The 22013-nt window shown below is 68.6% G+C and carries 18 protein-coding genes and 2 pseudogenes; 12 read left to right on the top strand and 8 right to left on the bottom strand.

Features of this window, described 5'->3' with window-relative positions:
• Window positions 1-64: 64 nt before the first annotated feature.
• The gene (locus BA175_RS21970) at window positions 65-544 is read right to left on the bottom strand and encodes an ATP-binding protein (protein WP_069173222.1); all 480 of its coding nucleotides are present in this window, start codon (window positions 542-544) and stop codon (window positions 65-67) included.
• An 83-nt stretch (window positions 545-627) separates the two neighbouring features.
• On the opposite strand from BA175_RS21970, the gene BA175_RS21965 reads away from it, so the two are divergent.
• Together BA175_RS21965 and BA175_RS21960 are read left to right on the top strand one after the other, a co-directional pair.
• The gene (locus BA175_RS21965) at window positions 628-810 is read left to right on the top strand and encodes a hypothetical protein (protein WP_069173221.1); all 183 of its coding nucleotides are present in this window, start codon (window positions 628-630) and stop codon (window positions 808-810) included.
• A gap of 114 nt (window positions 811-924) precedes the next feature.
• Window positions 925-1140, top strand: a complete 216-nt coding sequence (locus BA175_RS21960; protein WP_069173220.1) for a hypothetical protein — start codon at window positions 925-927, stop codon at window positions 1138-1140.
• 128 nt (window positions 1141-1268) lie between these two features.
• Here BA175_RS21960 and BA175_RS21955 read toward each other — a convergent pair whose 3' ends face one another.
• On the bottom strand, window positions 1269-2375 hold the full coding sequence (locus BA175_RS21955) for a hypothetical protein (protein WP_069173219.1): 1107 nt from the start codon (window positions 2373-2375) through the stop codon (window positions 1269-1271).
• A gap of 359 nt (window positions 2376-2734) precedes the next feature.
• Between BA175_RS21955 and BA175_RS31885 the strand changes: the two are divergent.
• Window positions 2735-2953 (top strand): annotated as a pseudogene (locus BA175_RS31885) (IS5 family transposase); the annotation flags it as partial.
• Between the two features lie 325 nt (window positions 2954-3278).
• Here the strand turns inward: BA175_RS31885 and BA175_RS21945 are convergent.
• Complete coding sequence (locus BA175_RS21945; RefSeq protein WP_069173702.1) at window positions 3279-5021, bottom strand: endo-1,4-beta-xylanase; 1743 nt, start codon at window positions 5019-5021, stop codon at window positions 3279-3281.
• A gap of 355 nt (window positions 5022-5376) precedes the next feature.
• Between BA175_RS21945 and BA175_RS21935 the strand changes: the two are divergent.
• The 5 genes and pseudogenes from BA175_RS21935 to BA175_RS21915 all read left to right on the top strand — a co-directional run.
• A pseudogene (locus tag BA175_RS21935) lies at window positions 5377-5607 on the top strand (IS256 family transposase); the annotation flags it as partial.
• Between the two features lie 75 nt (window positions 5608-5682).
• Entirely contained in the window at window positions 5683-6285 is a 603-nt protein-coding gene (locus BA175_RS21930) for an AAA family ATPase (RefSeq protein WP_069173217.1), read from the top strand.
• Window positions 6282-6926, top strand: a complete 645-nt coding sequence (locus BA175_RS21925) for a guanylate kinase (protein WP_069173216.1) — start codon at window positions 6282-6284, stop codon at window positions 6924-6926. Before BA175_RS21930 ends, BA175_RS21925 begins: the two co-directional genes overlap by 4 nt.
• A gap of 85 nt (window positions 6927-7011) precedes the next feature.
• Entirely contained in the window at window positions 7012-8439 is a 1428-nt protein-coding gene (locus tag BA175_RS21920; RefSeq protein WP_254667944.1) for a hypothetical protein, read from the top strand.
• A 35-nt stretch (window positions 8440-8474) separates the two neighbouring features.
• Window positions 8475-9305: an SDR family NAD(P)-dependent oxidoreductase gene (locus BA175_RS21915; RefSeq protein ID WP_069173214.1), complete on the top strand. Its 831-nt coding sequence runs from the start codon at window positions 8475-8477 to the stop codon at window positions 9303-9305.
• On the opposite strand, the gene BA175_RS21910 is transcribed toward BA175_RS21915, so the two are convergent.
• Entirely contained in the window at window positions 9266-9640 is a 375-nt protein-coding gene (locus BA175_RS21910; RefSeq protein WP_254667943.1) for an NIPSNAP family protein, read from the bottom strand. The two genes, BA175_RS21915 and BA175_RS21910, sit on opposite strands and share 40 nt — an antisense overlap.
• A gap of 311 nt (window positions 9641-9951) precedes the next feature.
• On the opposite strand from BA175_RS21910, the gene BA175_RS21905 reads away from it, so the two are divergent.
• Both BA175_RS21905 and BA175_RS21900 read left to right on the top strand, forming a co-directional pair.
• Window positions 9952-10836, top strand: coding sequence for a helix-turn-helix domain-containing protein (locus tag BA175_RS21905; RefSeq protein WP_069173213.1), 885 nt, complete (start codon window positions 9952-9954; stop codon window positions 10834-10836).
• Window positions 10833-11036 carry a DUF397 domain-containing protein gene (locus tag BA175_RS21900; protein ID WP_069173212.1) on the top strand — a complete coding sequence of 68 codons (204 nt, stop codon included), beginning with the start codon at window positions 10833-10835 and terminating at the stop codon, window positions 11034-11036. The genes BA175_RS21905 and BA175_RS21900 overlap by 4 nt, the downstream gene beginning before the upstream one ends.
• 69 nt (window positions 11037-11105) lie before the next feature.
• Here BA175_RS21900 and BA175_RS21895 read toward each other — a convergent pair whose 3' ends face one another.
• From BA175_RS21895 to BA175_RS21885, 4 genes are all read right to left on the bottom strand, one after another.
• Entirely contained in the window at window positions 11106-14285 is a 3180-nt protein-coding gene (locus BA175_RS21895; RefSeq protein ID WP_069173211.1) for a type I restriction endonuclease subunit R, read from the bottom strand.
• Window positions 14282-15535, bottom strand: coding sequence for a restriction endonuclease subunit S (locus BA175_RS29890; protein ID WP_079159729.1), 1254 nt, complete (start codon window positions 15533-15535; stop codon window positions 14282-14284). Before BA175_RS29890 ends, BA175_RS21895 begins: the two co-directional genes overlap by 4 nt.
• Entirely contained in the window at window positions 15532-17649 is a 2118-nt protein-coding gene (locus BA175_RS21890) for a type I restriction-modification system subunit M (RefSeq protein ID WP_069173210.1), read from the bottom strand. The genes BA175_RS29890 and BA175_RS21890 overlap by 4 nt, the downstream gene beginning before the upstream one ends.
• 92 nt (window positions 17650-17741) lie before the next feature.
• Window positions 17742-19910 carry an N-6 DNA methylase gene (locus BA175_RS21885; RefSeq protein WP_175420898.1) on the bottom strand — a complete coding sequence of 723 codons (2169 nt, stop codon included), beginning with the start codon at window positions 19908-19910 and terminating at the stop codon, window positions 17742-17744.
• Between the two features lie 176 nt (window positions 19911-20086).
• Between BA175_RS21885 and BA175_RS21880 the strand changes: the two genes are divergently transcribed.
• Entirely contained in the window at window positions 20087-21313 is a 1227-nt protein-coding gene (locus BA175_RS21880) for a DNA sulfur modification protein DndB (protein ID WP_079159728.1), read from the top strand.
• Window positions 21314-21395: 82 nt separating this feature from the next.
• Entirely contained in the window at window positions 21396-22001 is a 606-nt protein-coding gene (locus tag BA175_RS21875; RefSeq protein ID WP_069173209.1) for a hypothetical protein, read from the top strand.
• Window positions 22002-22013 lie beyond the last annotated feature (12 nt).

Genomic DNA, 22013 nt, shown 5'->3' with positions numbered 1-22013 from the left:
GGAAGCTACCGCTGCGGGGTGGCGCGGGTCGCGTATCTCGCCCTCGCCGGGGTACCGCTCGGCGTCACGGGGAGATCTCCAGGACCGCCCACACCGTCTTGCCCGGCCCGTCCGGGCTGGGGTACCAGCCCCAGCGGTCGGTGAGGGCGGCGACGAGGAGCAGGCCGTGGCCGCCGTCCCGGTCGGGCGGGGCCGTTTCGGCGGCGGGGCTGGGGAGGTGTTCGCCCCGGGTGTCGGTGACCTCGATGCGGATCGCCGTGCCCTCGGCCGTGAGGCGGAGGCGGAAGTCGCGGCCGGACACGTGCCCGTGGCGCACCGCGTTGCTGCTCAGTTCGGCGACGGCCAGCGTCAGCGCGTCGTGCGGATCGCTTCCGTACGGGATGCCCCACGCGTCGAGGCGTTCGCCGGCCAGGCGCCGGGCGAGGCGGGCGCCGCGCGGGGTCGAACTGAAGCGCATCGAGAACTGGTGCCAGGGGAAACGGGCGTGGGTGGTGCGAGCGGAAGGCGCAGGGCGCACGGGAAGGGGCGGCTTCTTGCTGGTCATGCCACGAAGCTGACGCATCATGGCTCTCTGTGACCAGGGGTGACGCGCTGTCGCCGCGCCGTTGTACGCGGTAGGGGCAGGGCGTGTACGCAGAAGGGACAGGCGGCGGGCACGGCCAGGTGCGGTCCGGCGGGCGGGCCACCAGCATCGGCGTGGACGCGGAGAGGAAGGAGACGGTGGGCCGGGACGCGGTCGGCGGGCAGGAACGGCACCGGGCGGAGGCCCCGTGCGGCGTCCACGACGCTGTTGCGAAGGCCCGGCACTGACCCGACCGGCCTGCCCGATTGGCGGGGCTGCGGCAGTGGCGTTTGAGTGGAAGACGTGGTGTTTGCGTAGACCACAGCCCGGATCCCTTCCCGTCGAAGAATGCGAGTACCGCTGTGATCGTCAAGAAGCTGCACGATTCCGGAATCCACTCCGAGCACGCCTACGCTGCCGGATTCATCTCCATCGGCCTGAGCGTCATCTCCTGGAGCGCGTCGATGCGCGTGGAGAAGAAGGGTGAGGAACGCGCGGACCGCTGGGGCATCTTTGTCGGGGAGTGGGCGCCCACGTTCTTCGCCCTGGGCCTCGCGTTGGCCAACTACGAGAAGTAGCGCAGAGCCCTGATGGGCTCGCAACCAGGCCTGTCGGTGCCAGTGCGCGGCCCGGCACCGCCGGGCGGGACAGGCTTGTCGGGCCTCTGGAGCCTCGGGCTCCAGAGCCTTCGACGGTGGCGCGGTGGTCAGGGCAGTCGAGTGAGGTCGCGGAGTTGTCCGACCACTGCGTGGACGTTGCGTACGGCAGGTGGCTCGGTGGGGGCCGCCGAAGGGCAGTCCGGGGTGGTGGGGCGGCAGGTGTGGCAGAGGCCGTCGGGGAGCGCTTCGGGTGAGCCGGGGCGGCCGCACTCGGTGCATTCGGCCAGGAGACGGCGTACCGGAGCGGAGGCCGTGGTCCGGGCGGGGCTGCCGGGCTGGTGCGGGGGGAGCTTGTCGGTGAGGCGGCGGCGTACGAAGCCGACGGGCGAGCCGACCTGCGCGGGGAGCCCCGCCGTGAGGGCCTGGGTGAGGTAGTCGGCGTCTACGCCGCGTGCGAACCATGTGGCGGCCAGGGGTTCCAGGACGCGGCAGTCTGCTGCGGAGAGGGCCAGGCGCGTGTCCGCGCGGCCGAGTCGCGCCAGGGCGAGGTAGGCCGGGGAGGGCGGGGCCGGGACCTGCGCGGGGTTGAGCTGCTGTGGCACGGCGTAAGTTGCGGGCGCGTGGTGCGCCAACCCTGCGGGGGCGGGCCCGGGGGCAGGCACGGGAGTGGTCCCGGTCGGCTGCGGTGCGGGCTCGGACGGGGTGGCCGGTGGGGCCGGAGTCACGGGCATGGAGCTGACCGGGACGTGGGGAGCGGCGTCTGCGTCGGCCGACGGGGGAGCCGGCGTCGCATCCGGCAGGGCGGGCCTGCCGCCCTCGGTGGTCAGGAACGCGTCCCACCACTCGTTGTCGCGGGCGGTGCGGGACCAGTAGGTGCGGGACACCCAGCGGACCTGGTCCCGCTCACCGGCCAGGCAGCGTACGCGCCGCAGGTGCCCGGCCACGCCGAGGGCCTTCAGGGCGCTGGAGACGGCCATCTGCCCGTACAGGGGCAGGTGTTTGGCCAGCGACTTGATGTCCATCGCGGCGCCTTCGGGGAGCCGGTCGACGTATCCGGCGATGTATCGCTCGCGCTCCGGCATCAGGGCGAAGTCGTCCGGGCGGGCCGGGCGTTGGTCTGATGCGGTGCGTTTGCCGTAGCCGGGGCGGGCTTTCGCGTACGGGCGTGAGGATGCGGGTGCGCGAAGGGCAGGGCTAAGGTGCTCGGTAGCCACGAGATCGTCCGTTTCGATCTTGGGGTGAGACCCCGGCCCGGTGCTTGCTACACCGCGTCGGGGTCGTTTCGTCGGGGGCACCGTAAGCAGTCGTGACGCTGCGCGGCAACTTGAACACCTTTAGTCATATCACCTGGCCGCGACGGGTCAGGGAGGGTGGGGAGGTTTCCCGAAACCCTTCTTCTCCGTACCGGGTGAACACCATCGCTCGAATCCCGGCGCTCGCCTCCCGACCCCCGAATCCCGAAGCTCAAGCGTCGGGCTCGGCCCCCGGATGACGTCCCCCCAACGGGTGACCGATCCGCCCTCGACACTCGAAGCTCGACGCCTGAGCCCTGAGCGCCGGGCCCGTCCGGAGAGTCACTCGCCGCGATCCCGCCCCGAAGGGCTTCAAGGTGATTCCGCGGCGTTGGGTGGTCGAGCCGACCCAACCGGCTGGCTCATGCATCACCGCCGCCTGGCCCGCGACTACGAGGCCCTCCCTCACCGCTCCGAAGCCGTGGTCCACCTCGCCATGATCGACCTCAGGAGCCGTGGGCTCACTCGCGAAATCGACCCCGAACTGGCGCCACGCGTGACCACGGTGTGCAGCACTGTCATGAGCTCGCCGGCCTATGCCGCACTACGCTGAATCGCTGCTCCACTACATCGACGCAATCGTGCAGATGCGGCGTCGGTAGGCCGGCATGCTCACGCATCAGGGCAATGGCCTGCACGTTTCGACCGGCCGAAACGAGGTTGTCCACCTCCCGGCGGACCTCCGCGGACAGCCGGTCCCACAAGGCGTTCTCCGTAACTGCGTTGAATCCCACGTGCCACCCTCTCGAGCGAGCGTGACCTACTCACATTCGCCGCCTCATCACACGCCCCTGGCGGAAAAGGACGCTCTTTGACTCCCGCTACTCACGTCTCGTCAAAGGCCTCGAGCAAGCGCTCGTACGCCGGCTTCGGCTGCAGGGACGCGTCCCACGGCAGGGAATCGGCCGTGCGCGGAGGATAGATCTTGGTGTCGGCGGTGGAACCGTACCGGTCGGTGAATCCCCATGTGGAGAACGAGGTGCAGTTCGGCTCCTCCAGGCAGACCCGCAGCTTGCCCGCCATCTCGTCAGCCTGGGTGAGCTGCCCGTCCTCCTCGTCCTCACCTACGGGGACGTCCATCTCCGACACCCGCGCCTGAACCCCGAGCTCCGCCAGATCCCGCACATGGCTGCGGAAGGTCTCCGGGTCGGTGCGGTCGCCGGGTGCGTACTCATGGTTCTGGAAACCCACGCCGTCGATCGGTACGCCGCGTTCCTTGAGCCGCTCGACCAGATCGTAAAGGGCGTCCCACCGCTCGCCTTCCTCCTCGACCCCGTACTCGTTGAGGAACAGACGTGCCTTCGGATCGGCCCGGTGGGCGGCCCTGAACGCCTCGTCGATGTACTCCTCGCCCATGGCCTCGAACCACGGGCTCTGCTCGGAGCGCAGACCGAGATCCCCGTCGGTGTAGCTCTTCTCGTCGTCGGACATGGGCTCGTTGACCACATCCCATTCCGCGACCTTTCCCTTGAAGTGCCCGGCGACCATGGCGATGTGCCGGAGCATGGTCCGGCGCACCTCCTCGGGGTCGTCGTTCTCCCGCATCCAGTCGGGCAGAGCCTCGTGCCAGACGAGAGTGTGCGCGTGCACCTTCATGTTGTTCGCGCTGGCGAAGCGTACGAGTAGGTCCGCGTCGCGGAAGTCGTAGACGCCCCGGCGTGGGTGGAGGAACTGTGGCTTGAACGCGTTCTCCGGAGTGAGCATGGAGAACTGGCTTCCCGCGAGCGCCCGGTAGCGTGAGTCGGTGAGCAGCGGGTTCTCGGCCAGGGCGGTGCCGACGTCGAACGGCCGCCCCACGTCCGCGGCCCGCGCACGCAGCGAGTCGTCGGACTGCTCCTGGCGTAGCTGCGGCGCCTTGATCACGCGGAGCGAGTCACCGCTCTCCGCCCGCGCGATCAGCTGCGTCAGACGCCATCCCTCGCGGCGCTCGTCCTCGCCCGCGTCCGACTCCAGACCGAACCAGACAGTGCCCTCGGCGAACACCCCCGGGTCCTGCACGGTTCCCAGCTGCCGCCCGTCGGCTTTCACGCGGAAGGTGTCACCGATGCTCGACACGGCGAGCGTCACCGTCCCGGAGCAGCCGCAGTCGAAATCCTTCGAGGTGGCCGGCTCATCGCCCTCGCCGTCCCATATCTGTACCTTCACGTGTCCGTCAGCGGTCACGCCGACGCGGAGTGAGGGCCGCTCCTGCCGCCACTCGTCGTAGATGACCGGTACACGTCCGTACAGCCGCAGCCATGAGTCGCCGTCATCGTCACCCACACCGGACATGCGCGCGGTGACGGTGAAGTCGCCGTCCGTCCTGAGATGCGGGCCGGCCAGGTTCAGCGGGGGGTTGGGCCGGCCGCCGGAGGCGTCCTGCTCCACGATGTGCCGATCCAGTGCGCTGACCCGCAGGACGTCGTTCCGCGCGGTGGTGCCCGGCATCTGCGTCCAGTCGTGGTTCCCCAGCAGGTCTTCGTCGTTTCCGCCGCCCGCGCCTTCACCCTGCCCCGTACACCCGGCCGCCACCGCCATGACGAACACCACGGCGGTCAGTCGCCGCCACGTCCCCCCACCGAGGCCCACGGTCACTCCCACTCTCCTGTTCGAGACGCAACGCCTCGAAACCGGGCCACAGTTCATCACACGTGAGGTGGGCGGCCCGGACGGGTCTTCCGGGCCCTCGGCGAGGACCGACGACGACGGCACGTGCTGCCCCTGGCCGGCGCGTCATCGGTACGTCGCCTCAGTACCACTCCTCCACCGTCCGCTCCTCGGTGCTGACGAGGTAATCGTCCGGATCGAGGTCCATCGACGTGCGAGCGGGCGAGTCCCCGTACATCGCGTCGCGCTCGGCGAAGGTCTCCGGGCCCTCGTAGGAGATCAGCCAGACGAACCGGTTGAGCGTTCGGTGTAACTCCCGATCATGGAAGATGCATCGATGACCAGTAACAATGCGGCCGAGGCCGAGGCCGAGGCCGAGACCGTCGAGCCGTCTGCGGCCGTGGTGCCGAAGTCTGTGGACGACCGGCTGATCGATGAACTGGTGGGTCGGGCCGAGGCCGAGGGCCTGCAGCTGACCGGCGAGGGCGGCCTGCTCCAGCAGCTGACCAAGCGGCTCCTGGAGTCCGCTCTCGAGGGGGTATCCCTGGAGGTCGCCGACCGTGCCGGAAGCGCAATGGTCACCGCCCACACCCACCCCTAAGCTGTGCTTAGTTGATTCGAGACGTCTCGGGGGGCGGACTGCGTGATTACTGCTTTAGGTACGAGCACCATCACTCTCGCACTCGTCGCGGGGTATGCCGGGTCGGGTAAGTCCGAGGCCGGCAAGCTTCTGGCGGCGGCGACGGGTTGGGCCATGCTCGACAAGGACACCATCAGCCGTCCGATGACCGAGCGACTGCTGACGGCCCTGAACGGCGATCCGAACGACCGCCACAGCGCCACATACCTCGAGCACGCCAGGCCCCTGGAGTACGAGTGCCTGATGAAGGCGGTCTGGGAAAACCTCGAGTGCGGCACGTCCGTGGTCGCGGTTGCACCCTTTCTCGCCGAGAGCGCCGATGAGCAGTGGACATCACGTGTCGCACGCCGGTGTCGTAGGGTCGGCGCCCGTTTCGAGACTCTCTGGGTGGACAGCGACCTGGAATCGATGCGGGACCGGTTGATCTCGCGTAACGCCACACGCGACACGTGGAAGCTGACGCACTGGCCCGCGTACACGGACGGCATCGACATCGGACTCCGGCCGGTGGCGCCCCACCACGTCATCGACAACCGGATCAGCGCGTCGCGTCCGCTTGCCGAGCAGGTCGAGGCCATCGCCCAGCGGCTGCTGGAGGACTCGTGAGTGCCATCGTCCTGTACGGGCCACCGGCCGCCGGGAAGGACACGGTGACGGCCGCCCTGCGCACAGCCGATCAGCGCTTCGAACCCGTCACCAAGCTCAAGCAAGGGACGGGCCGGTCTGCCGGGTATCGGTTCGTCACAGCCGAGGAACTCGAAGCCCTGCGTCACCAGGGCAGGATCGTCGTGGAGACCCGGCGCTACGGCAACGTGTACGCGGTCGACGACCTCTCTCTTACGGAACCTCAGCGTCGGGGTCGGGTTCCGGTCACCCACATCGGCAACGTCACGGACATGCGCACGTTGCTGAACCGGAGTGCGTCCCTTTCGTGGCTGCGCGTCCTCCTCTGGGTTCCGCGCGAGGAGTGCGAGCGGCGGTCTCTCGCGCGGGGAGATACCGACACCGAGAAGCGGCTTGCCGCCTGGGACGAGACGGCACGAGACCTGCGCTCCTCCGATGTGCGAGACCTGTTCGACCTCGTGATCCGTACGGACCACACCGATCCGGTGACCGCTGCCAAGCAGATCGTCTACGCGCTCCACAGCGCACCGGACATCAAGAGCGGGGATGAGCTGTTCACCACGCTCGGACTCGGCACGGACACAGCCGTGGCCCGCCGGAACACGACACCGTGTCGCGGGTGAGCACGCCCAGGCGTGCCCACTGTGAGACCTACGGCAACGAACAGCAGGGGGAATACCGGTGGGAGTCATCCGGACGTTGGAGGACTTGGCGCGAATCGGCCGTCAACGCACCGTGAGTGACCGCAGTGTGCATCTGCGCCAGGACGAGGTCACGACGGACCTCCTGCTGGACACGGTGTCGGCCGACCGCGTGTCGCTCGACCGGATGAGCATCGATGGCGCCCTGACCGTACGGTCCTGCCACATCGACGAACTGGTCATCGATCACGTGGAGGCGGACGCACTGATGGTGGTGAACTCCCGCATCGGTCGGCTGACCATCCGGAACGCCTCGATGGGATGCGAGGTCACGGTCATCGACTCAGCCCTGGACTTCCTCGCCCTGCACTCGTGCGGCACCACCCGGCTGGAGCGCCTGCGGGTGGAGGAGCTCGTACAGGTCAATGCCTTACGCGGAACGCTCCACATCAGCAACACGCGGGTTTCTTCGCTGACGATCCGCAGCCAGGCCACAGGCGGTCGCCTCGGCCGACCGCGGGTGAACGTACGGGGGTTGAAGGCCCGCGAGGACATCACGTTCGACGATCTCTGGCTGTCCGCGATCGGACTCGAGGACGTAGAGACCTGCGAGCTCTCTTTGCAGCGCGTGCGACTGGACGAACCACTGCGGGCGAGTGACCTTCGTTGCAGTGAGGCCGTGCGCGTCAACGGGCTCGTCATCCCCGCCGAAGAAAGCACGATCACGAACAGCACCGTCAGAGGCTCTGTGGACGTACGCAACCTCGGACTCTGTGAAAGCTCGGACGGCGCCGGAGCGGCATCGACCGCGCGGCTCGCTCTTCACAACACGTCGGTCACGTCCCTCACGTTGGCCTCCGTGGCATCTTCGGTGATCAGCCTGCACGGTTCCTCGGTCACGGGCACCCTGGGCCTGCCGTCCGGACGTTCCCGTTACAGCCTTGACAGTTCCTCCAGCGTTGGCGACATGGAGCTGGCCGGCCAGGTCTTTCGCAACGGCGCACAGGCTCTGTCGTTCCTGGAACGCTCCTTCACCGAAGTCACGGCCGCTGCCCTGGAGTCCGTGCGGTCGGCGCTGGCCAAGAGAAACCGGAACCGTGAGGTCGACGAGCTCTACTACCTCGCGCGCCAGCGCGAGGCGGCAGAGATGCCGCCCCTGCGGCGTGCCGTCGGACGTGGCCTTCTCGGTGGCGTCCTCGGCTGGGGAGTCCGAGCCCGCAACCCGGCGCGTGTGCTGGGCGCCGGGGTCGTACTGACCGGCGTGGTTCTCCACTTGGCGGGCGCGGTGCGCGACCCGGGCCGAGGGTTGACCGATGTGACGGTGGCGGGCAAAAGCTTCGTTCTGGCCATGGCTCTGTGGCTCAACGTCGGAACCGGCACGCCGTCGGAGCTCAAGACGGCTGAGTGGACCGCACTCGCGGTCTCGTTCACAGCGGCCGGCATGCTGCTCACCACCCTCATCGTGGGCATAGTCATCCGCAAGCTGGTGCGTTGAGCAACGACGGTCGGTCGGGTGAGAGAGTGCCGTCCATGGAACAACGGGAAGAGGCTGAAGACAGCGCGGGGGCAGCACCGGCTGTCAGGTACGGACTGCGCGGCAAGTCGTTTCTGCTGACCGGTGGCAGCAGAGGACTTGGATATGCGGTGGCCCGCATCCTCGCGGCAGAGGGGGCTTCCCTTGCAATCTGCGGCCGCAATCGCGAAACCCTGGCCGAGGCCTCGTCCGCATTGCGTCAGGACTTCGACGCCCAGGTGGTGACGGAGCCTGTGGACGTCCTGGCACCGGACGAACTGGAGGACTTCACCCAGCAGGCCGGAAGGGAACTCGGTGGACTCGACGGCCTGGTCGCCAACATCGGCGGCAAGCGCGGAGGCGGGCTCCTCGACTCCACACGGGAGGACTGGCAGGACACCTGGGAACTGAACGGCGGCCACGCGGTGCGTGCCGTCCGGGCGGCGCTGGACAGTCTGCGTCCGGGCAGTTCCGTGGTGATGGTCGCCTCGATCTCCGGTTGGAAGCCCCGTTTCCCGGCACAGTACGGAGCCGCCAAGGCCTCGGAGATCTACCTCGCAGGTGCCCTGTGCCACGAACTCGCCCCGTACGGGGTCCGGATCAACACCGTGAGCCCTGGGTCGATCCTCCTGCCGGGCAAGAGCTGGGATCGCCTCCGCCTTCGTGACCCGGAGACGTACGAGGCGTACGCGGCACGCAACCCCAGCGGCCGACTGCTGCACGCCGAGGAGGTCGCTCAGGTCATCGCGTTCCTCCTCTCGCCCGTCTCCTCGGCAGTGAACGGCGCGCATATCCCCGTCGACGGCGGTCAGCCGCAAGCGGGGCTGGGGACGGTGCCGGGCCGGTAGGCCGGGGCGCGTCGTCTCGTGTGGTGCCGGAGCTGGACGGCCGCATCGCAAGGTCGTCCGGCGGGCGTTCCTCGTCCTTCGACGGCCGGATCGAGGTCCATCGACTTGCGGGCCGGTGAGTCCCAGTACATCGCGTTGCGCTCCGCGAACGTCTCCGGGCCCTCGTAGGAGATCAGCCAGACGAACTGGTTGTGCTCACGGTCGACCCACGCGCCGCCGATCGCGAACCCCCACTCAAGACGCAGCGGCAGGATCTCGGCCTTCCACCGCTGCGCCCACTCGTCCAGCAGGCCCTCGCGGACGGTGTAGGTGCGGACCTGGGTGGTCCTGGCCATGGGGGTGTCCTCTCACGGGTCGACACGGTGTGCCACCGCAGAGGCTGAGTAATCCACGAGTGGCTGGGATGGATGAGCGTCGGCCCCGCTTGTACCCACTCTTTGGAGGGACCTGCCTGCGAACGCTGTGCAGGCGTGCGAGCGGGTGATTACGGTGCCCGAGCGGGACGAGACAAGGCGGGCGCGGTGGTTCGGGGGCCCCGGACGTGGGTGATGTCGTCCCGTCGGTTGAGCTGTGAAGTGCTGTGTGTTGTGTGACGGTTGGGCGCGACTGACGTGGTGCGTATGCGTACGGGGACAGGCGGTGGCGGATGACACAGGACGAGATGGATGCGGGCGTGGGTACGGAGGAGGGCGCGGAGCGCTCGTCGGGTGCCTCCGCCCAGCCGGAGGGCAAGGCGGAGAACGGCGTAGCGGTCGCGTTCGGGCGGCAGTTGAAGCTGCTGCGGGTGCGGGCGGGGCTGGACCGGGTGGAGTTCGGCAAGCGGGTGGGGTACGCGGCGCAGTCAGTGGCCTCGTTCGAGCAGGGGCGGCGGATTCCCCAGCCGGAGTTCATCGACAAGGCGGACCGGGTGCTGGACGCCGGGGGACTGCTGGTGGCGTTGAAGGAGGAGCTGGCTCGGTCGCAGTATCCGGCGTTCTTCCGGGACATGGCGCGGCTTGAGTCACGTGCGGCGGCCATGAGCGTGTACGCAGTGAGCGCAGTGTCGGGGTTGCTTCAGACGGAGGAATACGCTCGGGCTGTCTTCCAGATGCAGCGCCCGCTTCTTGAAGACGACGTGATTGAGCAACGCCTGGAAGCACGGATGGTGCGGCAGGACATCTTCAAGCGCGCCCCAGCCCCCTTGCTCAGCTTTGTGATCGAAGAAGCTGTTCTTCGCAGGCCGATCGGTGGTCGGCAGGTGATGCGAAACACTCTGGAGCAAGTACTGCTAGCTGCTCAGTTGCGCAATGTGGAGGTGCAAGTCATGCCCACTGACCGCGAGGACAGCGCCGGACTTGGGGGGCCGTTCACGCTGATCGACACCGACAAGGGGCAGCGCGTTGCGTACACAGAGGTACAGGACGACAGCCGCCTTTACACCGGCACCCGAAAGGTTCGCGAGCTCGAAGCCCGCTATGGCATTCTCCGATCGCAGGCGCTGACGCCCGCAGAGTCGTCAGCGATGATCGTGAAGCTGATTGGGGAGTCATGAGCGCACACACCACCGAGCCTGTCGTTCCGGAGAGTGCTTGGTTCAAGAGCAGTTACAGCAGCGGCGGCGGTGGCGAGTGTGTCGAGGTGGCTGCCACGGTTGCCGGGGTGTTCGTCCGGGACTCGAAGCAGGCCAGCGGCCCCGTGATGACCGTCGGGCCGGAAGCGTGGGCCGGGTTCGTCGGGCTTGTCGCTGGCTAAGTAACGTACGCAGGAGGGGCCCGCCACAATGCCTAACCGGCACTGCGGCGGGCCCCGTCCGTCCGAGGACTACTCGTCCACGTTCTCCTCGCGGCGGATCATCCGCCACGCCGCTCGGCGTGCGCTGCGGTCCAGGTTGGACCGGAAGCTCTTGTCCGGGCCGAAGTACTGACGCCCTATGCCTGCGGTCGTCTCGATGTGGTCGGCCATGTTGTCGGCGAAGGCCCGGTCGAAGACCTTGCCGAAGTTGGCCTCGTCGTTGACGACGGCCGCCGCTCGGACCTTGGGGTCTTCCGTGGTCTTGTTGAACGGCTTGCGGACGTCTTCCTCGGTGAAGTCTGTGCCGAACTTGGCGTTGAACGCCTCGATCAGTTCCGACAGCAGCGACTTCTCCGCCTCTGCCGCGCCGCCCGTGCCGTCACCGAAGCCGGGGAGCTGGGCGGAGCCCTCGGGGGCCAGGGAGACGTCGTACTCTCCCGTCTTCTCCACCCGCAGGTGACTGAGGTCGATCTCGCCTATGTCCACGCCACCGTCCGCACGGCGGGGGAGCCGGTTGAGGAGGTAGCGGCCGTAGAGGTGGAGTCGTTCCAACTCGGCGTCGCGGTACGGAACGATCTGGGCGAGGAAGCCGTACTTGCGCACGTAGTCGTTCAGGTCCGCGCGGAAGTCCTCTGCCGTCTCCACGTCGTCCTCCTCCTCGCTCTCCATGAGCGGGGTGAAGCGGGCGACAGCAGGGGAGAGGAGCCGGTACAGCTCCGCGTGCAGTTTCTCCCACTTCGCTTGCGAGCCGGCCGCCTTCTCCTTCGCCGCGAAGTACGCCGCGGCGAACTCGTCCATCTCGGACTCCGAGATGATCGGCGCCGACATCACCCGGCTCTGCGCGGTGTAGAGCAGATTCGGGTCGGAGGGGAGGGTGTTGGCCTCCTCGAAGTACGGGCGGAACGCGTCCCGGATGTCCTCGGCGTCGTTCGCGAAGTCCAGGACCGCCAGGTCTGCCTGGTTCTTGCGGTCGGCGGTGCGGTTGAGCCGGGAGAGGGTCTGCACGGCGGAGATGCCGGTCAGCTTCTTGTTGACGTACATGGTCGTCAGCAGCGGCTGGTCGAAGCCCGTCTGGTACTTCTCCGCGACCACCAGGATCTTGTACTCCTGCTGGCCCCGGCCGCCCGCGGCGACCGCCTTGTCGTCGGCCCGCGTGTATGCGAAGGCCTTCGGCAGCGCGCTCTCCGCGATGCCGCCGTTCTCCTTCGGCTCGGTCGTCTCGTCGTCGTCGATCGTGAGCGAGCCGGAGAACGCCACCAGGACACCCAGGTCCGGGAACTTGGTGTCGTAGTCCCGGTCCTTGATGTAGCTCTTGATGGCCCGCGCCATCTCCACGGCGGACTGTCGCGAGGACGTGACCACCATGGACTTGGCACGCCCACCCATCCGACCGCGGGAGTGCGTCAGGAAGTGCTCGACGATCACCTGAGCGTGCTGGGAGACGGTGTACTCGTGAGTGAGCGCGTACCGGGCGAGCAGGCTGTTGGCCTTCGAGGGGTCCACCTCGCGCTCGTCCGGATTCTGGTTCACCAGCTTCCAGTACGTGTTGTACGTGACGTAGTTCCGCAGCGGGTCGAGGATGAAGCCTTCCTCGATGGCCTGGCGCATGGAGTACGTGTGGAAGGGGCGGTAGGCCGCCTTGCCGTCCACGGTGTCCTCCGTGCCGAAGAGTTCGAGCGTCTTCGCCTTCGGGGTGGCGGTGAACGCGAAGTAGGAGAGGTTCGCGGCCTGGGACCGCTCCGCGGCCTTCTTCTTCAGCTTCTCGTCGAGGGTGACGGCCGTGGCGCCCTGATCCTCCGAGTCGGAGTCCAAGCCGAGATCGCGCAGGGCCGCGCGGACGGCTGTGGCGGCGTCACCGGACTGGGAGGAGTGCGCCTCGTCCACGATGATGGCGAAGCTGGTGCCCTCGATCTTGGTCGGGTTGCGCTGGATGTAGTCCAGGAGCGCGGGGAACGAGTGCAGGGTGACCGTGACGATCTTGCCCGTGTCCCGGGAGAGCGCGCGGGCGAGCTGCTCGCTCTTCGAGCCGTGCTTCTCGTCCACCTTCACGACCAGGCCCTCGGTCTGCGAGAAGCTGCCGACCGTCTCGCGGAGCTGGGCGTCGAGGTTGCGGCGGTCCGTGATGACGATGACCTTGTCGAATACCGGCGCGCCCGGCTTGATCCGGCCGGCCGACAAAGCCTCGGGATCAATCGTGCGGGGGTCGGTGTCGGCGTGGAGGTCGCTCAGGCGGTGGGCGAGCCAGCCGATGGTGTTCGACTTGCCGGAACCGGCGGAGGCCATGACGAGGTAGTTCTGGCCCACGCCGTACGTCGCCGCATGGGTGGTGAGCTTCTTGACCACGTCCCACTGGTGGAAGCGCGGGAAGATCGTCGACTTGGTGGTCCCGCCACCGGGCGTCCTGGTCTTCTGCTGGTGCACGTACCGCTGAAGCAGGTCCAGCCAGTTGTCCCGCGCCCAGACCTGCTCCCACAGGTAGGAGGTGGCGTACGTGCCGTACGCGGTGGGGGCCGGGTTTCCGGCACCGCCGGACAGGCCGGCGCCGTTGGAGCCGGTGTTGAAGGGCAGGAAGCGGGTGTTCTTGCCCCGGAGCTGGGTGGCGACGAAGACGAGGTCCGGGTCGACGGCGAAGTTGGCGATGACGCGGCGGGTGAAGATCAGCTCGGTGGGGTCGCGGTCGGTGCGGTACTGCTCCTTGGCGTGCTCGACGCCCTGCCGAGTGAGCGGGTTCTTCAGCTCGGCGGTGGCGACGGGGACGCCGTTCAGGAACAGGGTCAGGTCGAGCTTGTTGCCCCAGTCGGCCTGCTTGGTGGCGTAGCCGAGTTCGCGTACGACGGTGAGGCGGTTGGCGCGGTAGCCGTCGAGGACGGAGTCATCGGCAACGAGGTTCGGCTTGAAGTAGGCCACGCGGAGGCGGACGCCCCGGTCCTTGACGCCGTTGCGGAGGACGTGGAGGAGGCCGTCGTCGCTGATGGCCTTGTCGAGGCGCTGGGCGAAGCCGCGCTGGGCGGCGTTGGGGTCGTTGCCGTAGACGGCGAGGAGTTCGTCCCACTCGCGGGGCTGGCTCTCGCCGAGGAAGGTGAACAGCTCGTTGGTGTCCAGGCCGAGATCGGCCTGGTAGTCCTCGGGGCGGGCCTCGCGCCAGCCGTGCTCGATCATGGCGGCGACTATGGCGGTGCCGAAGGCGGACTCGTCGTGGATCGGGCTCACGATGTCGGGACTCCGTCCGTTACGTTGCGGCCGCTGGCGGTGGAGACGTCGAACTGGCCGGTTACGGCGGCGGTGATGAGGGCTTGGCGGCGCTCGGCGAGTAGATTGCTTTGTCGTGTAAGTTCGCCCTTGCAGCGCTCGACCTGGGATACATGCGAACGGAGGTCTGACAGTCGCTCTTGTATATCTTTGGTGTCCAGGAGTGGAATTGGGACGCTTCGGAGCCTGTCCGCCTTAATACCCACGGCGGTCGATCCCGTCGCCCGCAATGCGAGCTCTGCTTGTCCCTGCGGTGAACGTAGGTACCAGTAAAGCCATTCTGTAGAGCATTGCTCTGGATCTGGCCGCAGCAGAATGATGCGTTGAGCCAATGCCACGCCTGAGTCAAAGATCCTGGCCACCTGGCCGAGAGGTGCTTCAGTCGTGAGAAGTACATCGCCGTGCATCGGTAGGCCTCGACGCATCCAGACTTTGTATGCGTCCTCAGCGATGTACTCGCGGCTTGCAGCCAGATCGATCTTTCCCTCGCGAATGTTCCTCGCTGTCACAAGTGGAATCCCGGATGCTGTTTTCTCAGGCGTGGCGCCGCGGTAGTCAATCCAGCGTTCAATAATTCGTCGCAGCGGGACGGTCACGGCTCGCTTTGTGTGATGATCGTCATCTGCTGTGAAGCAGCGAGCAAGCAGGGAGGCCTGTCGTTCGTTGAGGAGTTCGGAAAAACGCGCAACTCGTGCGTGGAGATGGTCGGTACGTGCCGTCTCGCCGTCGAGGAAGTCGGCGATGCGACGCTGCACGTCTGCGGCTGGCGCGCGCATCGGGACGTTTGCGTAGCGCTCAGCGTTAAAGTTTTGAATAGTAGATGATACTGCTTCCGAATGTACGATCCCCTGAAACATTTTGGATTGCGTGGCGTAGTGCAGGAATCGGGGGTTTGTGTAGTGAGCCGGTCGGAAGCGAATAAGGAAACCGGCGAATGTCTGCCCGTTCGCCTCTGCTGGCACCAGGAATGAGCGCCCTAGCGTTCCACTGCGTGACAATAGGATGTCACCCCGGTGCAATTGGTGGCGAGGTCCGGGCTGAGCGTCGATGTAGACTCCGGTATCCGCTGCCTTGAGTGCGCCGCTCGCAGCGATGTCGGAAGTGCGAATAAGTCTGGTTCCAGAGGTGGTGTACTCGTCGGCGGAGATGTTCAGTCCGTACTGTCCCGAGTCAACGCAAAGGAACTTCATGCGCGTTTCTTGCCAAGTCATCCGGTAACCTCCCTAAGGATCATCTGAATTCTGACCTCAAGCGCCTTGAGTTCCTCATCGATCTCCGTCAACGGCCGCGGCGGCTTGTACACATAGAAGTGCCGCGTGAACGGGATCTCGTACCCCACCTTCGTCTTCGTGTGGTCAATCCACGCGTCCGGCACGTGCGGGTGCACCTCCCGCCTCAGGTAGGCCTCCACGTCCTCGCTCAACGGCACGTTCTCGTAGTCACGCAGCTCACTGTCCGGCTCCGGCTCCCCGCCCTTGAGGAGCTGCTTCTCGCCCTCCGGGTCCCGGACCCCCACCGTGTCCCGCAGCGCCTTCGTGAACGGCGCGCCCGTCGGGCCCTGGACGCCGGCTTCCGCCATGGCGTTCCGTACCGCGACCTGCGCTTCTGACTTGGTGGGCCACTCGCTCCCCAGCAGCGGGCTCAACGCGTCCCTGAGCACCTGCGCCTCGGCGTCGGCCAGTTTTTGGAACTGCGCCTGCTCCTCGTCCGTCAGCTTCCGGCGGGCCTTCGCCTTCGCCGCGAGCTCCGGTTCGCGCGGCAGGAAGCGCTCCTCCGCCCACTTCTGCACAGGCTTCGACGCGAGCAGTGCCGCCAGCGTCTCCTCCGTCATCTCGAACCGCAGCTTCAACGGCCGCTCCACCGTGATCCGCTGGTAGCCGAACGCCGTGTTGTCGAAAACCTTCACCTTGGCGTGCATCGGGTGCTCCGCGTCCGCCGCGGCTGCCACCGCTTCCCCGTACAGGCGGGTGATGTCGCCGATGTGGTTCGGCTTGCCGCCCGAGCCGTCGCCCAGCTCCTTTCGCTTGTCGCCCAGCGACTTTCGCATCTTCACCCACTGGTCGCGCGCGTCCAGCAGGACGACCTTGCCCTTGTGCTGGGCGTCCTTGCGGTTCGTCAGGATCCAGAAGTAGGTGGAGATGCCCGTGTTGTAGAAGAGCTGGTCCGGCAGGGCGACGATCGCCTCCAGCCAGTCGTTCTCCAGGATCCAGCGGCGGATCTCCGACTCGCCCGAGCCGGCCGCACCCGTGAAGAGGGGGGAACCGTTGAAGACGATGGCGATCCGCGAGCCGCCCCCGCCGTGCACGTCCACCGGCTTCATCTTCGAGATCATGTGCTGGAGGAAGAGGAGCGAGCCGTCGTTGATGCGGGGCAGGCCCGCGCCGAAGCGGCCGGAGTCGCCGAGGTTCCTGTGCTCGTACTCGACGTCCTCCTTGACCTTCTTCCACTCCACGCCGAACGGCGGGTTGGCGAGCAGGTAGTCGAACTTCTCCCGCTTGTGGCCGTCGTCCGAGAAGGAGTTGCCGAAGGCGATGTTCTCCGGGTCCTGCTCCTTGATCATCAGGTCGGACCGGCAGATCGCCCAGGACTCCGGGTTGAGCTCCTGGCCGTACACCTCGACCGTGGCGTCCTCGTTGTGCGCCTTGATGTGCTCCTCGGCCGCGCTGAGCATGCCGCCCGTGCCGCAGGCCGGGTCCATCACCGTACGCACGACGCCCGGGATGCTGAGCGCGTCGCCGTCCGGGGCGATCAGCAGGTTGACCATGAGCTTGATGACTTCGCGCGGGGTGAAGTGCTCACCCGCGGTCTCGTTGGACTGCTCCGCGAAGCGCCGGATCAGTTCCTCGAAGATGTAGCCCATGTTGTGGTTGGGCACGATCTCCGGGCGCAGGTCCAGGTCCGTGAACTTCCCCATGACCTGGTAGAGCAGGTTCGCGCTGTCGAGCTTGCGGATCTGCTGGGCGAACTCGTACTTCTCCAGGACCTCGCGGGCGTTGGGGGAGAAGGCGCCGACGTACACCTGAAGGTTCGCGGCGGCGTTGCCCGCGTCCCCGGCGATCTTCTTCAGGGTCAGGCTGCTCGTGTTGTAGAACGAGTGCCCCGATGCTCGGCGCAGGAAGTGGTCCGTGTCCAGCTCCTGGCCCTCGAAGCGGGCGACCGTCTCCGCGACCTTGTCGCGCGTCGGCTCCAACACGCACTCCAGGCGGCGCAGCACCGTGAACGGAAGGATGACCTTTCCGTAGTCGGACTGCTTGTAGTCGCCGCGCAGAAGGTCGGCGACGGACCAGGCGTGGTTCGCCAGCTCCGTGTGCTTGCTGCTGTTCAAGGGATTCCCCGGTTTCCTTTTCCTCTAGCCCCCCGCCCTGCCGGGGCGGGTCCTGACAAGTGTGGTGGTGACGTGAAGGCCGTGGTGCTGCTTCAGGCCGATTCCGCGGATGCCCCGCCGCCGCTGGCGGCCGCTGCCGGGGCGGACGGCACCAGACCGCCCCCCGTCAGCCCGCCGACCAGCAGCCGGGCCGTCTCCTCGGCCAGCTCCGTGGCGCGCGCGGCCTCGGCTCTCAGGGCGTGCACGCGGCGGAACGCCTCGCCGTAGCGTCTCTGCTCCTCCAGTGGCAGCAGCGGTACGCGCAGCCGGCCCGGGCTGACGTGAAGCACCGTGCTGCCCGTCGACGCGCCCGCGACGTTCTCCTCCGCCCCCAGGAAACCCGCCAGGAACCACGGGTCCAGGCGGGCCGGATCCGGCCGGAACAGGTGGACCTGAGGGCCGAGCAGTGCCCCGGCGTCCGCGTCGTCCGCGACCCGGGCCATCGCGCCGCCCCCGCCCGCGACCGCACGTACGAGCACGTCGCCCGCCGCGATCACCGGCGCCGCGTCCGCCCGCAGGCTTCCCGGGTCGCCGGAAGGGGCCGTGCCCCGCGCGATGTCCGTGCCGGTGAGTACCGCCGTCGCCGGCACGCCGTCCGCAGAACCCTGGGACTCCCGGGCGTCCGGCGCCGTCCGCAGCAACGTGAGCGCGCCGCCCCGCGCCAGGTCCGACGCCGTGGCCGTGCGCCACTCGCGCGGGGCCGGGCCGGCCGGGCTCCAGTCGGTGTAACCGGCCGCCTTGCCCAGGGACGTGGCGCCGGTGACGAGCCGGCGGCGGACCTCGTCGGCCTCCCTGGCCAGCTCCGTCGGGGCGATGTCCTTGCGCGAGGCGCGTACATGACGGGCGGGGGAGAGGTCCACCACGTCGTCCAGGAGGTCGACCACGGGGACCGCGCGTGCGGTGCCCGGCTCGTCGGCGTACGCGTCCGGGTCCTTCGCGAAGGCCGACCACTGGGTGAGGGCCGTCTCCGTCAGAGCTGTCCAGTTCAGCGGGGTGCGGCCGCCGCGTGTGCCGGAGGCCGTGCCGCCCGTCCGGGTGCCCGTGTCGGCCGCCGCCTCCGACGTGTCGACGAACAGGACCGACGTATGCGCGGGGCCGGCCGGTTCGGGGCGGCGCAGCACCCAGATCTGCAGCCCCACGTGGAAGGGAGTCGCCGCCCCGGGAGGCAGTGCCACCACCGCGCGCAGGGCGCCGCTGCGGACCAGCTCCATGCGGACCCGGCGGCCGGAGGCGCGGGAGGCGGTGGCCGGAGGGAGGAGCAGGACCGCGTGGCCGCCGGGCACCAGGTGGGCCAGGGCGTGCTGGACCCAGGCCAGCTCGGACTCGGCGCGCGGCGGAACGCCGTAGGCCCAGCGGGCGTCGTACGCCAGCTCGTCGTGGCCCCACTCGCGGTCGCCGTAGGGCGGGTTGGACAGGACCGCGTCGACGGTGACCCCGCCGAACGCGTCGGAGCGGAGGCTGTCGCCCGTACGGACAGCGATCTCCGCGTCCGGGGCGGCCAGCAGCAGGCTCACCGCGCTGCGCTGCGCCTGCACGGGGACGCTGTCCTGGCCGTACAGCACGGTCGCACCCCGCCGGGCGGCGGCCGCGAGCAGGGAGCCGCTGCCGCACGCGGGGTCCAGGACCCGCTCGCACGGACCGGGGACCAGGCGGGCGACGAGGTCGGCCAGCTGCACCGGGGTGCGGTAGGTGCCGCTCGCGGCACTGTCCTCCAGCTCCCGTTCCGCCAGCACGGCCAGCGCCGCCTCGCCGCTCGCGTCGTCCTGTACGCAGCGCAGCAGCGCCCGCAGGACATCGGCGTCAGGGGCCGCGAAGCGGACGGCCTCCGCGCCGGGCACCAGCTCCGCGAGGTCGGCCACCGCGCTGCCGGCGCGGGCGGTGAGTTCGGCGTCGGACAGGCCGGCCAGCGCGGTGCGCTCCTCGGGAGTGCGCCGGGCCGTTGCCAGCACCAGGGGGAGCAGGGCGCCGGTCACTGCACCACCCCCGGGATGCAGGCGCAGCGTGGTGCGCAGCTCCTCCGCGGGGTCGGCGGTCGAGGCGTGGCCCCGGGCACCGAGCCACCTCCGCACGTGCACCAGGTCGTACAGCGGGCTGGAGTCGGTGCCCCCGGAGGGCGCCGGGAAGTCGTCGTGCCGTCGGCGCCAGTTGCTGACGGTGGCGCGCGTGACCCCGGCGATGCGTGAGATCTCGGCGGCGGTCACCTGGGCGGGTGGCTGGGGCATGGCGGGAGTCCTGGGCCTCTCGGTAGCTGACAGCTCACAACTTACACCGTCGGTCAAACGCGTCAAGGTGTTTGACAATGCTTTCACGGCGATGCTTCTCTGGTGTTGCTTCCAAGTGAAGCGGCTCGGCCCGAGGGGGGTCCGGGTAACTCGCCGATCCCGTGGGGGGAATCGCCATGCGCATCACCATGCCTACCGCTGTCGTCGAAGGCACCCAGCTCACCGTCATGCCGTTCCGGGCGGACGCCGTGATCGGGACCATGTCCGTCCCGACGCTCGTCCAGCTCGTCCCCTCTCCGCGCCGCGAGGAGGACACGAAGACGCTCAAGGCCGCCTCCGGCGCCGTACGCCGCCACGCCGAACTGCGCTCGCTCGTGCAGCGGGCGCTGAAGTCCACGCAGAAGGGGAAGAACGTCGGCTCGTACGCCGAGTACATCGCCGACGGGGTCAAGGGTGAGCTGGGCGCCGGCTGGTCCACGCCGCCGATCACCTTCTGGCACGCCGGACCGCTCGCCGCGCTCAGCGACGAACTGCTGCCCGGCACCGGACTGCGGACCCTGACCATCACGCCCGGCACCGCGGTCGTCGCCATCGACGGGGAGACCCAGACGACCGCCTGGCACGAGCTGTACGACGACCCCGAGCACTTCGGGCTCAGCTACACCGAACTCGCGTCGATCCGTGTGCCGTTCGAGCTGTACGTGGATCTCAGCGTGGCCGACGCGCGGCAGATCTTCTACGACCGCAACGTCCAGGGCGTCGCCGTCGCGAAGAACCTGGCCATGTCCATGGACCAGCGGGACTTCGCCACCCGCCTCGCCCACCGGGTCGCCGAGGCCGTCAAGGTGGACGTGGACGGCAAGCTCGTACCGTTCACCAAGCTCGTCAATGCCACCAAGCGCCAGGTCGGCAAGTCCGACCCCGAGGTCATCACGCTCTCCGCTCTCCGGGCCCTCGTCATCACGGCCGTCTACGGCCGCACCGGGCTGTCCCGTTCCGCGGAGACCGTCCAGGAGGACGAGCTGCCCGCCGGGGCCGACGCCGATCGGGTCGAGGGGTACGTCGTGCCGTTGCTCGCCCGGCTCATCTCCGAGCACAGCTCCCACTTCGTCTCGCGCAGCGCCCTCACCGCACCCGCCGTGCTCGCCGGGCTCGGGATCGCCGTCCACCACACGACCCCGTGGGCCGACCCCGCGAGCGCACTGAGCACCGAGGCGCTGCAACGGCTCCTCGCCGAGGTCCGGTGGGAGCGCGAAGCGCGCTACTGGGACGGCGTGGCGGCCAAGGCCGGGGCGACCGGGCGGCTCAACTTCAGCGGCGGCGTGAAGGACTCCGGCGGCCGGGTCGCCGACGCCCTCCTCTACCCGGGCACGGAGGCAGGGCGGCGCATCCGGGGACAGTGACCGCTCCCGCCCCGACCCGCCGACGGCGGATCACCGGCACCCGACCACTGACGCCCGATCACGACGACCAGGAGCCCGCACGATGCATTCCGACAGCCCGCAGCAGCCCGGCACGCCCCGTCCCGCCGACGCCCCCTCCTCCGGCGCGTACCCGACCCGGCCCGTCCCGCCGCCGCACGGTCCGTACCCGGGCGGGTTCACGCCCCCGCCTGCGAAGCCGTCTCAGGGCACGAGGTGGCTCACCCACGGGGCGGTCGGCCTCGTCGCCCTCTTCCTCGGCGTCGGGATCGGCGTCTCGGACGACCAGGCCCAGGCCACGGACTCCGCGGGCCCCGCTCCGAAGGTGACCGTCACCAAGGAGGTCGAAGTGCCGGGGCCGAAGGTCACCGTGACGAAGACCGCGACGGTCACGGCTCCGCCGCCCAAGCAGCCGAAGCCCAAGGGGCCGCCCACCACCGTCGAAGGGGACGGCGAGTACCTGGTGGGTGAGGACATGAAGGCGGGAACCTACAGGACGTCCGGGCCCGAGGGGAGCTTCGGCTGCTACTGGGAGCGGGCGAGAAACGCCAGCGGCGAGTTCGACGCGATCATCGCCAACGACAACCTGGACGGCAGCGGCCGGGTGACCGTCGACAAGGGCGAGGTCTTCAAGTCCACCCGCTGCCAGGAGTGGAAGCGTGTCGGCTGAGCGGCCGATCCC

Source organism: Streptomyces griseus (assembly GCF_001715295.1).
Classification (GTDB): domain Bacteria; phylum Actinomycetota; class Actinomycetes; order Streptomycetales; family Streptomycetaceae; genus Streptomyces; species Streptomyces griseus_G.
The sequence above is the reverse complement of the archived record's forward strand: the minus strand, read 5'-3'. Positions and strand labels throughout refer to the sequence as shown.

What these genes read in the sequence shown, in the direction of transcription:
- BA175_RS21970 (WP_069173222.1), bottom strand. Translation starts at nt 544, where the DNA reads ATGACCAGCAAGAAGCCGCCCCTTCCCGTGCGCCCTGCGCCTTCCGCT.
- BA175_RS21915 (WP_069173214.1), top strand. Translation starts at nt 8,475, where the DNA reads ATGGAACAACGGGAAGAGGCTGAAGACAGCGCGGGGGCAGCACCGGCT.
- BA175_RS21910 (WP_254667943.1), bottom strand. Translation starts at nt 9,640, where the DNA reads ATGGCCAGGACCACCCAGGTCCGCACCTACACCGTCCGCGAGGGCCTG.
- BA175_RS21905 (WP_069173213.1), top strand. Translation starts at nt 9,952, where the DNA reads ATGACACAGGACGAGATGGATGCGGGCGTGGGTACGGAGGAGGGCGCG.
- BA175_RS21900 (WP_069173212.1), top strand. Translation starts at nt 10,833, where the DNA reads ATGAGCGCACACACCACCGAGCCTGTCGTTCCGGAGAGTGCTTGGTTC.
- BA175_RS29890 (WP_079159729.1), bottom strand. Translation starts at nt 15,535, where the DNA reads ATGACTTGGCAAGAAACGCGCATGAAGTTCCTTTGCGTTGACTCGGGA.
- BA175_RS21885 (WP_175420898.1), bottom strand. Translation starts at nt 19,910, where the DNA reads ATGCCCCAGCCACCCGCCCAGGTGACCGCCGCCGAGATCTCACGCATC.
- BA175_RS21880 (WP_079159728.1), top strand. Translation starts at nt 20,087, where the DNA reads ATGCGCATCACCATGCCTACCGCTGTCGTCGAAGGCACCCAGCTCACC.
- BA175_RS21875 (WP_069173209.1), top strand. Translation starts at nt 21,396, where the DNA reads ATGCATTCCGACAGCCCGCAGCAGCCCGGCACGCCCCGTCCCGCCGAC.